The 11,692-nt window shown below is 67.8% G+C and carries 13 protein-coding genes and 1 pseudogene; 9 read left to right on the top strand and 5 right to left on the bottom strand.

Going from position 1 to position 11,692, the window contains the following annotated elements:
* Positions 1–3 precede the first annotated feature (3 nt).
* The 5 genes from ABZ833_RS24770 to ABZ833_RS24750 all read left to right on the top strand — a co-directional run bounded on the left by ABZ833_RS24770 (position 4) and on the right by ABZ833_RS24750 (position 3,364).
* Positions 4–537 (top strand): roadblock/LC7 domain-containing protein, encoded by a 534-nt coding sequence (locus tag ABZ833_RS24770; protein ID WP_361050139.1) that lies wholly within the window; start codon positions 4–6, stop codon positions 535–537.
* Positions 534–938, top strand: coding sequence for a DUF742 domain-containing protein (locus ABZ833_RS24765; RefSeq protein WP_249587787.1), 405 nt, complete (start codon positions 534–536; stop codon positions 936–938). Before ABZ833_RS24770 ends, ABZ833_RS24765 begins: the two co-directional genes overlap by 4 nt.
* Positions 919–1,548, top strand: a complete 630-nt coding sequence (locus tag ABZ833_RS24760; protein WP_249587786.1) for an ATP/GTP-binding protein — start codon at positions 919–921, stop codon at positions 1,546–1,548. Before ABZ833_RS24765 ends, ABZ833_RS24760 begins: the two co-directional genes overlap by 20 nt.
* A 39-nt stretch (positions 1,549–1,587) precedes the next feature.
* Positions 1,588–2,823, top strand: coding sequence for a styrene monooxygenase/indole monooxygenase family protein (locus tag ABZ833_RS24755; protein ID WP_361050135.1), 1,236 nt, complete (start codon positions 1,588–1,590; stop codon positions 2,821–2,823).
* Between the two features lie 301 nt (positions 2,824–3,124).
* The gene (locus ABZ833_RS24750) at positions 3,125–3,364 is read left to right on the top strand and encodes a hypothetical protein (protein WP_361050132.1); all 240 of its coding nucleotides are present in this window, start codon (positions 3,125–3,127) and stop codon (positions 3,362–3,364) included.
* A gap of 85 nt (positions 3,365–3,449) precedes the next feature.
* Here the strand turns inward: ABZ833_RS24750 and ABZ833_RS24745 are convergent, their stop codons facing one another.
* Positions 3,450–4,988 carry a pentapeptide repeat-containing protein gene (locus tag ABZ833_RS24745; protein WP_361050129.1) on the bottom strand — a complete coding sequence of 513 codons (1,539 nt, stop codon included), beginning with the start codon at positions 4,986–4,988 and terminating at the stop codon, positions 3,450–3,452.
* 141 nt (positions 4,989–5,129) lie between these two features.
* Here ABZ833_RS24745 and ABZ833_RS24740 point away from each other — a divergent pair, with 141 nt between their 5' ends.
* From ABZ833_RS24740 to ABZ833_RS24730, 3 genes and pseudogenes are all read left to right on the top strand, one after another.
* Complete coding sequence (locus ABZ833_RS24740) at positions 5,130–5,861, top strand: hypothetical protein (protein WP_361050127.1); 732 nt, start codon at positions 5,130–5,132, stop codon at positions 5,859–5,861.
* A gap of 268 nt (positions 5,862–6,129) precedes the next feature.
* Positions 6,130–6,351, top strand: a complete 222-nt coding sequence (locus ABZ833_RS24735; RefSeq protein WP_361050124.1) for a helix-turn-helix transcriptional regulator — start codon at positions 6,130–6,132, stop codon at positions 6,349–6,351.
* A pseudogene (locus ABZ833_RS24730) lies at positions 6,309–6,742 on the top strand (tyrosine-type recombinase/integrase); the annotation flags it as partial. The gene ABZ833_RS24735 and the pseudogene ABZ833_RS24730, both read left to right, overlap by 43 nt.
* Positions 6,743–6,935: 193 nt before the next feature.
* On the opposite strand, the gene ABZ833_RS24725 reads toward ABZ833_RS24730, so the two are convergent.
* The 4 genes from ABZ833_RS24725 to ABZ833_RS24710 form a co-directional block, all read right to left on the bottom strand.
* The gene (locus ABZ833_RS24725; RefSeq protein ID WP_361050121.1) at positions 6,936–8,102 is read right to left on the bottom strand and encodes an NlpC/P60 family protein; all 1,167 of its coding nucleotides are present in this window, start codon (positions 8,100–8,102) and stop codon (positions 6,936–6,938) included.
* Positions 8,103–8,272: 170 nt separating this feature from the next.
* Entirely contained in the window at positions 8,273–8,551 is a 279-nt protein-coding gene (locus tag ABZ833_RS24720) for a hypothetical protein (RefSeq protein WP_361050118.1), read from the bottom strand.
* Positions 8,552–8,607: 56 nt separating this feature from the next.
* A complete protein-coding gene (locus ABZ833_RS24715; protein WP_249587782.1) occupies positions 8,608–9,336 on the bottom strand; it encodes a TetR/AcrR family transcriptional regulator in 729 nt (242 codons plus the stop codon).
* Positions 9,337–9,395: 59 nt separating this feature from the next.
* The gene (locus ABZ833_RS24710; protein ID WP_361050115.1) at positions 9,396–10,334 is read right to left on the bottom strand and encodes a diiron oxygenase; all 939 of its coding nucleotides are present in this window, start codon (positions 10,332–10,334) and stop codon (positions 9,396–9,398) included.
* Between the two features lie 217 nt (positions 10,335–10,551).
* On the opposite strand from ABZ833_RS24710, the gene ABZ833_RS24705 reads away from it, so the two are divergent.
* A complete protein-coding gene (locus ABZ833_RS24705) occupies positions 10,552–11,664 on the top strand; it encodes a ferritin-like domain-containing protein (protein WP_361050112.1) in 1,113 nt (370 codons plus the stop codon).
* Positions 11,665–11,692: the final 28 nt, after the last annotated feature.

Genomic DNA, 11,692 nt, shown 5'->3' with positions numbered 1-11,692 from the left:
CCCATGCGCTCGCCCAGTTCTTCCACCGGCAGTACTTCCACCGGCAGCTCCACCGCCGGTGGTTCCGCCGCGGCGTTCGGACTGAGCAGCGAAGCACGCAACCTGCACTGGCTGCTGACGAACCTCGTCGAGGAGGTGCCGGGTCTCCTGTCGGTGGCGGTGGTCTCCTCCGACGGACTGCTCCTGCTCTCCTCGGACCCCGCGCGGAACAACGCGCCGACGGTGGACAACAGTTCGGGCCCCAAGGGGTCGAGCGCGGACCTCGCCACCATCGTCTCGGGCCTCGGCTCGCTGTGCATCGGCGCCTCCAAGCTGATGGACGCGGGACCGGTCAAGCAGACCGTCGTCGCCATGGAGGAAGGCAGCCTCTTCGTGATGTCGATCAGCGACGGCTCGCTGCTCGGCGTGCACGCCACCCCGGACTGCGACATGAGCGTCGTCGCGTACCACATGGCGCTCTTCGTCGGCCGCGCCGGGCATGTCCTCACCCCCGAACTCCGCAGTGAGCTGCGCCAGTCGATGGAGAGCGTCCGATGAGCAGTAAGCCCGGCAAGCTGCCCCAGCGCGGCGGCGACCGCAAACCCGCCCGCGTACGGCCTTACTCGCTCACCGGCGGGCGCACCCGCTTCGGCCACGTCCTGCTGGTGGAGACGTTCGTCGCCGCCCTCGAAGCCCCCGAGGAGCGCCTCGAACTGCCGCAGGGCAATGCCACCGCGCGTGTCATGCCGGAGATGCGGGCCATCGTCGAGATCTGCCGCCGTATGCGTACGGTCGCCGAGATCGCCGCGCTTCTGAAGATGCCGCTCGGCGTGGTCCGCGTCCTGCTGAGCGACCTCGCAGACCAGGGAAAGATCCGCGTGTACGGAACGGGCCACGGCCCGGGACAGCCGGACCGCGCACTGCTGGAAAGGGTGCTGAGTGGACTCCGCCGTCTCTGAACTCCGCCACCCGGGCCCCGACCCGGACGAGAACCTCCAAGCCTGGCAGACGGACCGCACCCGGGCCCCGATCGCGACGAAGATCGTGGTGGCGGGCGGCTTCGGCGTGGGCAAGACGACCCTGGTCACCGCGGTCTCCGAGATCACGCCCCTCCAGACGGAGGCGCTGATGACGCAGGCGAGCGAGGACACGGACGACCTCACGTCGACCCCGGACAAGACCACGACCACGGTCGCCATGGACTTCGGCCGGATCACGCTCGACGACGACCTCGTGCTGTACCTCTTCGGTACGCCGGGGCAGCAGCGCTTCTGGTTCATGTGGGACGACCTGGTGCGCGGCGCGATCGGCGCCGTGGTCCTCGCCGACACCCGCAGGCTCTCCGACTGCTTCCCCGCGCTCGACTACTTCGAGAGCTGCGGTCTGCCGTACATCGTCGCCGTCAACCACTTCGACGGCACCGAGGAGTTCGAGCCCGCGGACGTCCGTGAGGCGCTGACGATCCCGCCGCACATACCGGTGCTGATCATGGACGCGCGGCAGCGGATCTCGGTCATCGAGTCGCTGCTCTCGCTGGTGGGCCACGCCCTGGCAGCAACCCCCGAATAACTCTTCAGTTCTCAGTACCCCCGTAGGAGAAGCAGCCGCATGCGGAAGATACTCGTCGTCGGAGCCGGTCAGGCCGGGCTCCAGATCGCCCTCGGACTCCAGTCGCAGGGGTACGAGGTCACCCTGATGTCCAACCGCACGGCGGACGAGGTCCGGTCCGGCCGTGTGATGTCCACGCAGTGCATGTTCCACACGGCGCTGCAGCACGAGCGGGACCTGAAGGTGAACTTCTGGGAGTCCCAGGCCCCGAAGATCGAGGGCGTCGGCGTCTCGGTCGCGGGACCCGACTCGTCCCGCGTGATCGACTGGGTCGGCAAGCTGGACGGTTACGCCCAGTCCGTCGACCAGCGCGTGAAGATGGCGGGCTGGATGGAGACGTTCGCGCAGCGGGGCGGCCAGCTGGTCATCCACGGTGCGGCGGTCTCGGACCTCGACTACTTCTCCCGCACCTACGACCTGGTGCTCGTCTCCGCGGGCAAGGGCGAACTGGTCTCGATGTTCGAGCGCGACGCCGCTCGCTCCCCCTACGACACCCCGCAGCGCGCGCTGGCCGTCGCGTACGTCCACGGGATGGGCCCGCGGCCCGAGCACCCCGAGTTCGACGCGGTGCGGTGCAACCTGGTGCCGGGCGTGGGCGAACTCTTCGTCATGCCGACCCTCACCACGTCCGGGCGTGCGGACATCCTGTTCTGGGAGGGCGTGCCGGGCGGCCCGCTGGACGCGTTCCAGGGCGTCAAGGACCCCTCGGAACACCTGGCGCTGACCCTCGAACTCCTCGAGAAGTTCACGCCGTGGGAGTACGCGCGGGCGACCAAGGTCGAACTGACCGACGCGGGCGGCACGTTGTCCGGACGCTACGCGCCGACGGTGCGCAAGCCGATCGGCCAGCTGCCGGGCGGCGGCCTCGTCCTGGGCGTCGCGGACGTGGTCGTCGCGAACGACCCGATCACGGGCCAGGGGTCCAACTCGGCCTCGAAGTGCGCGGCTTCGTACCTCGACTCGATCATCACGCACGGCGACAAGCCGTTCGACGCGGACTGGATGCAGTCGACGTTCGACCGGTACTGGGAGACGGCTCAGCACGTCACCAAGTGGACGAACGCGATGCTGTCGCCGCCGCCGGAGCACGTCCTGAACCTGATCGGCGCGGCGGGCCAGCTCCAGCCGGCGGCAGACCGCTTCGCAAACGGCTTCAACGACCCGTCGGACTTCGAGAACTTCTTCTATGAGCCGGAGAAGACGGGCGCGTACCTGGGCTCGCTCTCCGGGGCCTGACGGTCGCCTGACCTGCGGTGTAGCCGTGGCTGCTGGTCGTCCTTGGTCGTTGTGGGCCGCCCTTTGACGGCCCACAGACGGCCCGGTATCGGCTCCGGTTCACCAAGAAGGGGCAGCACCCTGTGCGGGGGTGCTGCCCCTTCGGGCATTCTCTGCGGAGACTGTCAAGGTATGCCGCTGACCAGGCTAAATGGCGTTGGTTGCCGTTGAACCCGCCTGAAGGCGTTGTGCCCTCCAGGGCGGCTAGGCTGCGTCCCGCAGGTTGACGCACACCTCGTCGCCGCCCACTTAAGATCCGTTCGTGGCAGACATCTCCGATGAATTGATCAAGCCGGAACGTTCCGCCGAGGACACCCGCGCGGGGCTCGCGGGCCTGGATGCTGAGGAGTATGCGGCGCAGTGGCGTCGCTGGTACGACGCCTCCGTCACGTTCCAGGCGGCCGTTACAGCGCACGCGGAGGCGACCGGACAGCCGCGAAACGAGGTCGAGCAGGCCGTGAAGAAGGCCGTCCGGCATGGGCAGGAAGATCCGGTCGAGTAGCGTGCGCAGTCCTTGTCAGTGGATGTTCAGTGGGCGCCATTGGAGTTTGACCAGGACCGCCCGTAACGATTTTCGGGATGATCAGTCATGGTGTCGCCAGCTGCTGTCGCGCGGGCGGCAGGACGGTCTTCTCGTCGGTCTGCGCTTTTGTAAGTGGCTGAGTGAGCCCTCGAACATGCGAGAGGTCCGCCCCGTGCAGCTTGGCCCGGGTGAGTACTGCCCCGTGCAGCTTGGCCTCGGTGAGTATCGCCCCACCTAGGTCGGCCTTGGTGAGCTTCGTGTTGCGCAGGTCGGCTTCGGTGAGCTTCGTGTTGCGCAGGTCGGCTTCGGTGAGTGTCGCACCGTCCAGGTGGGCTCCGGTGAGCGTTGCACCGCGCAGGTCAGCCTTAGTGAGCTTCGCATCGCTCAGGAAGGCTGTGGCGAGCTTTGCCCCCTCCAGATGGGCCTCGGTGAGTATCGCCCCGGTCAGGTTGGCCCCGTTGAGCCTCGCACCGCGGAGATAGGCCTTGGTGAGCTTTGCCCCGTTCAAGCGGGCCTTGGTGAGCTTTGCCCCGTCCAGGTGGGCCCCGTTGAGCTCCGCCCCGGTCAGGTCGGCCCTGCTGAGCGTCGCATCGGTCAGGTCGGCATCGGTGAGGTTCGCATCGGTCAGACTGGCCCCGTTGAGCCTCGCACCGCGCAGGTCGGCATCGGTGAGGTTCGCATCGGTCAGATTGGCCCCGTTGAGCGTCGCATCGATTAGGTAAGCGTTGGCGAGCGTCGCGTAGGCCACATCAGCCTCGGTGAGGTTCGCATCGGTCAGGTCGGCCTTGGTGAGCGTCGCCCGGGTCAGGTTGGCCTCAGTGAGCGTTGCTTCGGTCAGGTTGGCCTCAGTGAGGTCGGCTTGGTGTAGTTGTGCGCCAGCGAGATGGAGTCCGTGGAGGTCTAGTACTTCGCGTGGGTCAACGTGGGTGCGTGATTCCGCGCGAGTGAGGGCGGTGAGGGCTGCCTGGACGTCGGCGTCCGGCTCTGGAGGGGGTTCTTCAGGAGTCGGGGATGCCGACGCAGGTGCGCTTCCCTCGGGGGCTGGCGCCGGGGTGACGGGTATGGCCTGTGGGGCTCGGTCGCGGATGAAGTGGCCCAGGACGCGGGCGGCGTCAGTGGCGGCTTGCTCGGGTGCGTCTTGGATGATCTGTTCCAGGGCGAGGATGCCGCCGATGCGTACGTACTGCTGCTGCGAACCGAGGCGTTCCAGAGCTTTGGTGAAGCGTTCGGTGATCTGGCCACGTCGGGTGAGGCGGTAGGTGCGGGCGGTGTAGAACAGAGCGAAACCGGCACCGAGGGCGGCGACGCAGGCGACTAACGCGGTGCGTAGGCCGGTGACCAGGGCAGCCGACCCCTTTGCTAGTTCATCATCGTCCAGGTGCTTGCTATCGAGTGTGTAGGGTCCCTGCCACACCAGCCATGGCAGACCGACGACTAAGGCCAGCGCACCGACCACGATGAGCACGACCATGCCCCACCGGCGGGCCCTGGCCTTCTGCCTCACCCTGTCTCGCCGCCGGTCAAGAAGAGACCGGGCGTTCCATTCAGCGCGGCGAAATATCAGTGCCTCGCGGGTGCGGCGGATCGGATGCGGCGTCTCCATACCCGGTACATGCCCATACCGCGGGGCATGGTTGCGCATCTGTGTACCTACTTCGTAGCCACCGACGCTCAACGGTCAACGCTCGATTGCAACCCTCGACAATTGCCGTCGCAGGCCACTCGTGTCCCTTCTCGCCGAAGGTTGAGCGATCTCATCGAAGCTTGGTGGACTGGTGGAAACGCACCTCGATCAGCTGATGAGGTCTGCGCCTATATCCGCCCGCATCGCGGCATGCGCGAGCTTCAAGGCGTCCAAGTACGTCCGCATGAGTCCACCGCCTTGGACTTCGATGTTCGTGCCCTCGACGACGACATCGCGAAGGTCCTTAGCGTGGCGATCAAGGTTTTTCGCCGGTGTCAGCACCGACTGTGGAGGATGCGAACAAGGGGGCTTGAGGCGGTTATCAGACGGCACCATGAATGTATGGGATGGGAATGGATAGCACCCCTCATTACCGGTGTATCGGGAGCCACAGGGGTGTTCTTCACATGGCTGGCTGGCGCACAAGGTAGATCGCATACGGAGCGCATGGTCGCACAATCGCAACAAGCGGAACAGTACGCGCGCCTCCGCAATGAACGGAGAGATGCCTACTTCGCGGTCATGCGAGCAGCTTATTTAGAGCTGCAACGCTTGGAGTATGAGCAGACGAATCAGACCGCCAGGCTCCACGAGTTAGAGCAGTACTGGACCACAGAAAGGCGTATCGAGATGAGCGTCGATGCATTGATTGGTCTTTTTGCGTTTGGCAGTGACGAGGCGCGAGAGTTCATCTACGAGTGGCGAGAAGCTGCTGATGGTGATGATCTAACCAGGATGAACGATCTCGCTGAAAGATTCCGAGATCTTGTGAAGTCCGAGCTAAAAATCTAGTGAATCTCAGCGGGCATTTGATGTCGGGTTCTTCCGCATCCGCATCCGCATCCGCATCCGCCTCTGCCTCGCGTCCCGCGAATACCGAGCCTCTCCCAAGCTGGCGGCGCTGACCTAGAGAGAGACCCGGATATTCCGTCCGGGTCTCTCCCGCTTGGGTCCATCAAGCTTGTAGGGACGGCGGGCATCAGGAACATCTTCCCGCCGCCTGACCGGCTCTGTACCGTGAAACACGCCCCTACCAACAGCAGGAGGCAGCACCCCATGCGTGGTCTTGGAGATCCACCTCAGCATCGGCGAGCGCATCGCGTTCTACCGGAAGCGTCGCGGCTACACGCAAGAGGTGCTGGCCGGACTAGTCGGCCGTAGCACTGACTGGCTCGCGAAGGCAGAGACCGGCCGCAGGAAGCCGCCGCGAATCGACATGCTCGCGGAATTGGCGCGCATCCTTTGCCAGGGCCCGTGGCTGACGCGCTCAAGGCCCACATGAAGCAGTTCCCGCCGCTCAAGGTCACCTTGCCCTGGAAGACCCCTGATGGGCCCAAAGTGACACTGCCCCCATCGGCAACCACGTGTGGCGCACGACCCTGAACGAAACTGCATGGAAGCCCGCTCTCGTCGAAGCCGGAGTCATCCCCGCGCCACAGACGAAGGGCGACGACTACACGGCGGCGCGCGAGCACGGCATGCACGCGCTGAGGCACGTCTACGCCTCGGCACTCCTAGGCGGTGGCGAGAACATCAAGGCCGTCAGTGAGTACCTTGGACACAGCAACGCGGCCCTGACTCTGAGGATCTACGCGCACCTCATGCCGAGCAGCCAGGAGCGGACGCGAACGGCTGTCGCGGCCGTCTACGACAGGGCGTCTCGATCGCTCTGACGGCCCATAGGCGGCCCACGGCCCGTCATGGGGCTGCCAGTTGGGGGAAACCTGCTGGTAGAGAGCCTGACGGACTGGGGGCCGTTTTCTCTGAGCCGGAGAAGACGGGCGCGTACCTGACGGGCCTGGCGGGCTAGCCCGCGCTACGGACCATTCGGGCGGGTAGGCGGGCGGAAAGTCTGTGCGGCAAAGGCTACGCAGGCGGCGCGCCCGCCCTGCCGTAGCCCTTGTCCCCGCCCTTCATCGCCCCGCGAGGCAGCTTCGGCGGGACGTAGCCCTTCATGGGATCCGCCTTGGGGTCCGGGCGTACCGCTCCCAGGAGGGGGTTCGCCGCGATGGGGGAGACCTTGATCCGGGTTCCGGGGCGCGGGGCCTGGATGACCATGCCGTCGCCCAGGTACAGCGCCACATGCGTGGCCTTGGGGAAGTAGACGACCAGGTCACCCGGCCGCAGCTTCCGCAGCGAGACCCGCCGGAGCTGTGCCCACTGCTCCTGCGAGGTGCGCGGGATCTCCTTGCCCGCCGCCGCCCACGCCTGTTGGGTGAGCCCCGAGCAGTCGAAGGACGCGGGGCCCTCCGCGCCCCACTTGTACGGCTTCCCGATCTGCCGCACGGCGTAGTCCAGCGCCTCGTCCCCTCGCCGGGACGGCGGCCGGGACGGCGCGGAGCCCGCGGAACCCGCAGCTCCGCTCAGGGAGCCCGACGCCAGGAACTTGCGCTGCGCCGCGGCCATCCCCTCCTCCTCGGCCCGCGCCAGCTCCGCAAGCTGCTCCGTGCTCAGCGAGGCCAGCAGCTCCTCGACCTCCTTGAGCTGCCCCTTGACCGTGTCGCGCGCCTCCTTCTGCCGCGCGGCGAGGGCGACTTGGGTCTCCAGGGCGCTCCTGGCGCCGGCCGCGAGCGTGGACGCCGTCTTCTCGCCGCCGACCAGACGCTCCACCGTCGCGGCCCGCTCCGCCGCCACCCGCCCGATCACATGCCCCTGGTCGAGCGCCTGCTGCGGGTTGCGGGCGAGCAGGAGGTGCACGTAGGGGGAGATGTTCGTCCTGCCCTGGTACTGCTGGCGCGCGAAGCGGCCCGCCGCGCCCCGGCTGTCGTGCACCGAGGTCCTCGCGCGGGCCAGGCTGCCGTTCAGGCGGGTGACCTCGGCGCGCTGTTCCTTCAGCTTCTCCTCGGTCGCGTTGTACGTCTCCGTCGACTCCTCGGCCTTGCGGTACAGCTCCTGAAGGTCCGTCAGGAGTTCGGAGACCGGGCGCTCCCCGGGGCCTGACGGCTCCGGCACGGCGTACGCCGGTGAAGCCGTCGTCAGCAACGCCCCGACCGCCGCCCCCGTACCCACCCACCGCAGCAGCCTGCCTGACATGCCATCACCTCCGGCGCGCGGCGGCCCCTCCGCCCCGCACCGCGAGCATCAGCCGCCCCGGCGCGGCCCGCCTCCGGAGGGTGCGCGGGTTGGCGCAATGCGGTCACTCGTCCAGGGGCCCACGGCGCGCCGCCCTTGCCCCGGCGGCGACGGGCGGGAGCCCGCAGCACTCAGCCCGCTGCCCCGCCCGGCTTCGACCACGGCCACTTCAGTCCGGACCCGGCCTTGTCGCCCTCGGGGTCGTACGTGTACGTCCAGCCCTGGTGCAGCCCGAGCCGCTTCCCGGCCTTGGCGACCCTGCGGTAGACGAGCACGGTCGGCGGGCCGCCCGCCTCGTCCGGCACCGGGACCCGGTACACCTTCGGGGGGTGGCCGGTCGGGCCGAGCAGGATGGGCAGGACGCGGCCGTCCAGGGGGCCACCCACGAAGGGGGTGTCTTCGCTCTTCACCCGGCCAGTGTCACAGCAGGCGCCCGGCGCGTGTCACAGCAGGCCGCCGCCGCGCGTCACAGCAGGTGCGCCGCGTCGCTCACCACGGGCAGCACGCGGCGGGCGAGCGAGCCCGCGGGTCCATCGGCCGTCTCCAGGGCCAGCGCGCCCCGCACCGCCTCCGCGGTCTGCGGGTCGCGCCCTGCGGAGGCCACCAGGACCGCCATGAACTGCTCGACCAGCCAGTCCCGCAGCTCGTCGAGCGGCGGCTGCTTCTCCTCGTCGAGCCAGATCAGGGACGCCGCCTCGACGGAGGTGATCCACATCCGCACGGTCATCCTCAGCCGCGGGCCCCTGGCCCCCACGACCTCGAGGTGGGCGAGTATGTGCTCGGCGGCCGTCCTGCGCACCTCGTCCACTATGGCGGTCGTGCGCGAGGTCTCCACGACGCTGCCGCCCTGGAGCAGCGCGCTGAACCCCGCGTCGTGCTGGTCGACGAAGGCGAGGTAGCGGTCGAGCGCGTTCGCGAGGCGCTGCGTGAGCGGACCCTCGGGCGGCTCGGCGAAGCACTGCTCCAGCTCGTCGGCGGCGGACCGCAGCGCGGCCTCGTACAACTGCTGCTTGCCGCCGGGGAAGTAGCGGTAGACGAGCGGCCGAGACACCCCGGCCGCCTCCGCCACGTCGTCGAGGGACACCTCGTCGGGTGCGCGCACGGCGAAGAGGGACAGGGCGGCCTCTTTGAGCTGCCGCTGCCGCTCTTCGACACTGAGCCGCCGGTACGCGCGGGTGGGAGCAGGCGAGGTCATGCCTCGCAGCGTAACCGCCCTCTCGAACAAACGCCCCGGAACCCCGCGCACCCTCTTGGCTACGCCAGCAGTCCCGAGCTCTTCCACAGCCGCCGCCCGGCGCCCCTCAGCACCCCGATGTCGTCCAGGAAGTCAGTGAGGCGCTTGGCTCCCGTCTGCATGATTTCCCGGCGGTGGGCGCTCGCCTTGACCTGGGCCATGGCCTCGCGCCTGTCCAGGCCCACGTTCGTGTAGACGTCGGGGTTGATGAAGGCGATGGAGAAGACGCGGGCGAACTCGCCGGAGGTGAGGCGGGTGAACTCCTGGGACCAGCGCGGCGCGGTCACCATCTGGCGGCGCAGCTCCTCACGGGCGTACCGCACATGGCGCGCCTCCTCCACGACGTGGATCCGCGTGACGCCGCGCACCAGGGTCTGGACGCGCTCGTCCGGGAACGTGAGGCGCTGCATCCAGTCGAGGATCTCCTCGCCGAGCAGCGTCGCCGTGAACGAACCGGGCGTCGTCGAGATGGTCTTGAAGAGGCGGCCGAGATTCCGGTGCACGGTGCTGACCGGGTAGTACGGCGTGTCCCCGCGCTGGATCAGGCGCGCGAACATCTTCGAGTGCCGGCACTCGTCCTCGATCTCCGTCAGGGCATACCGCACGTGCGCGCTCGTGGCCGGCTTGTCGTAGATGTGCCGTACGAGCAGCTGCATCAGGATCAGTTCGAACCAGATGCCCAGGGACGCGAGCGCGGCGGCCTCGTGCTGGGAGAGCGCGATGCGCTGCTCCTCGCTCATCCGCTGCCACATCGGCGTGCCGTACAGGGAGACGAGCTCCGGGGGCCAGAACCACTTGCCCTCCTCGAAGGGCGCCTCCCAGTCCAGCTCCTTGTCGGGGTCGAAGGAGTGCTTGGCTGAGGAGTCGAGCAGCCGCTCGGCCACCTGCTCCCGGTCCTTGAGCAGTCCCAGCGCGTCCCGCAGCCCTTCGATCGCCGCGTCCTCCGTGATGGTCGTCATGACTCTGCCCCTGCCTCGTGGTCACAGTTACCGGCGGTCACGACTTATGAGACTGCCTGTCAGCAAGGCAGTCAATCCCTTGCGCACGACTTGTTGACCCGGCATCTACGAACGTGTGAGCCTGCCAACTACCGACTGGTACAAGGCAGTCGAAGGCCGACGACAGCAGCACGAGGCGATTACGGAGAAGCTCAAGGCCGATTCTTAGGAGCCGTCAGTGTCCACGCACGAGCTGTACACGCACGCCCCCGACGAGACCATCTGGCAGATTCCGGCGAGCGGCGCGGCCCGCTTCAGCTGGGAGTACGACGAGGGCCGCGCCCGGCTGCTCGCCCTCTACCAGAAGGGCAAGGACAAGCAGTGGGACGGTGCCAAGCGCATCGCCTGGGACCTCGAGGTCGACCCGTACGACCCCCTCGGCACCCCCGACGAGTCCATGTCGCTCTACGGCACCCGCCACTGGGACAAGATGACCGACCGCGACAAGGGCGAGCTGCGCAAGCACTACGCCTCCTGGCAGTTCAGTCAGTTCCTGCACGGCGAGCAGGGCGCGATGGTGTGCGCGGCGCGCATCGTGGAGTCGGTCCCCGACCTGGACGCGAAGTTCTATTCGGCGACCCAGACCATGGACGAGGCGCGGCACGCGGAGGTCTACGGCCGCTTCCTGCACGACAAGATCGGCATGCTCTACCCGATCAACGACAACCTCCAGTCGCTGCTCGGCGACACCCTGCGCGACTCCCGCTGGGACATGCCCTACCTCGGCATGCAGGTCCTGATCGAGGGCCTCGCGCTCGCCGCCTTCGGCATGATCCGCGACACGACGGACAAGCCGCTGCCGAAGCAGATCCTCGCGTACGTCATGCAGGACGAGGCCCGGCACGTGGCCTTCGGCCGCATGGCCCTGCGCGACTACTACAAACAGCTCTCCGACGCGGAACTGCGCGAGCGCGAGGAATTCGTCATCGAGGGCTGCTACTTGATGCGCGACCGCCTGCGCGGCGTCGAGGTCCTGGAGAACTTCGGCATCCCCAAGGCGGAGGCAGAGGAGGCCAGCGAGAACTCCGAGTTCCTCGCCATCTTCCGGCAGCTGCTCTTCAGCCGGATCGTGCCGTGCGTCAAGGACATCGGCCTGTGGGGCAAGCGCCTTCAGGAGGCGTACGTCGACATGGGCGTCTTCGAGATGGGCAACGCCAACCTCGACCAGCTGATGGCCCAGGACGAGGAGATCGCCGAGAAGCTGGACGCGGAGCGGTTCGCGGCGGAGGAGGGCGAGCGCGTCGCGGAGGTCGAGGCCATGATCGCCTCGGGCGGTGCCCCGAACCCCTGACCCCCGGCCACGTGATGGAGACGGCTGC

Source organism: Streptomyces sp. NPDC047525 (assembly GCF_040643025.1).
Taxonomy (GTDB): domain Bacteria; phylum Actinomycetota; class Actinomycetes; order Streptomycetales; family Streptomycetaceae; genus Streptomyces; species Streptomyces durmitorensis.
This window is presented reverse-complemented; position numbering and strand designations above follow the sequence as displayed.

What these genes read in the sequence shown, in the direction of transcription:
- ABZ833_RS24770 (WP_361050139.1), top strand. Translation starts at nt 4, where the DNA reads ATGCGCTCGCCCAGTTCTTCCACCGGCAGTACTTCCACCGGCAGCTCC.
- ABZ833_RS24765 (WP_249587787.1), top strand. Translation starts at nt 534, where the DNA reads ATGAGCAGTAAGCCCGGCAAGCTGCCCCAGCGCGGCGGCGACCGCAAA.
- ABZ833_RS24755 (WP_361050135.1), top strand. Translation starts at nt 1,588, where the DNA reads ATGCGGAAGATACTCGTCGTCGGAGCCGGTCAGGCCGGGCTCCAGATC.
- ABZ833_RS24745 (WP_361050129.1), bottom strand. Translation starts at nt 4,988, where the DNA reads ATGGAGACGCCGCATCCGATCCGCCGCACCCGCGAGGCACTGATATTT.
- ABZ833_RS24725 (WP_361050121.1), bottom strand. Translation starts at nt 8,102, where the DNA reads ATGTCAGGCAGGCTGCTGCGGTGGGTGGGTACGGGGGCGGCGGTCGGG.
- ABZ833_RS24715 (WP_249587782.1), bottom strand. Translation starts at nt 9,336, where the DNA reads ATGACCTCGCCTGCTCCCACCCGCGCGTACCGGCGGCTCAGTGTCGAA.
- ABZ833_RS24710 (WP_361050115.1), bottom strand. Translation starts at nt 10,334, where the DNA reads ATGACGACCATCACGGAGGACGCGGCGATCGAAGGGCTGCGGGACGCG.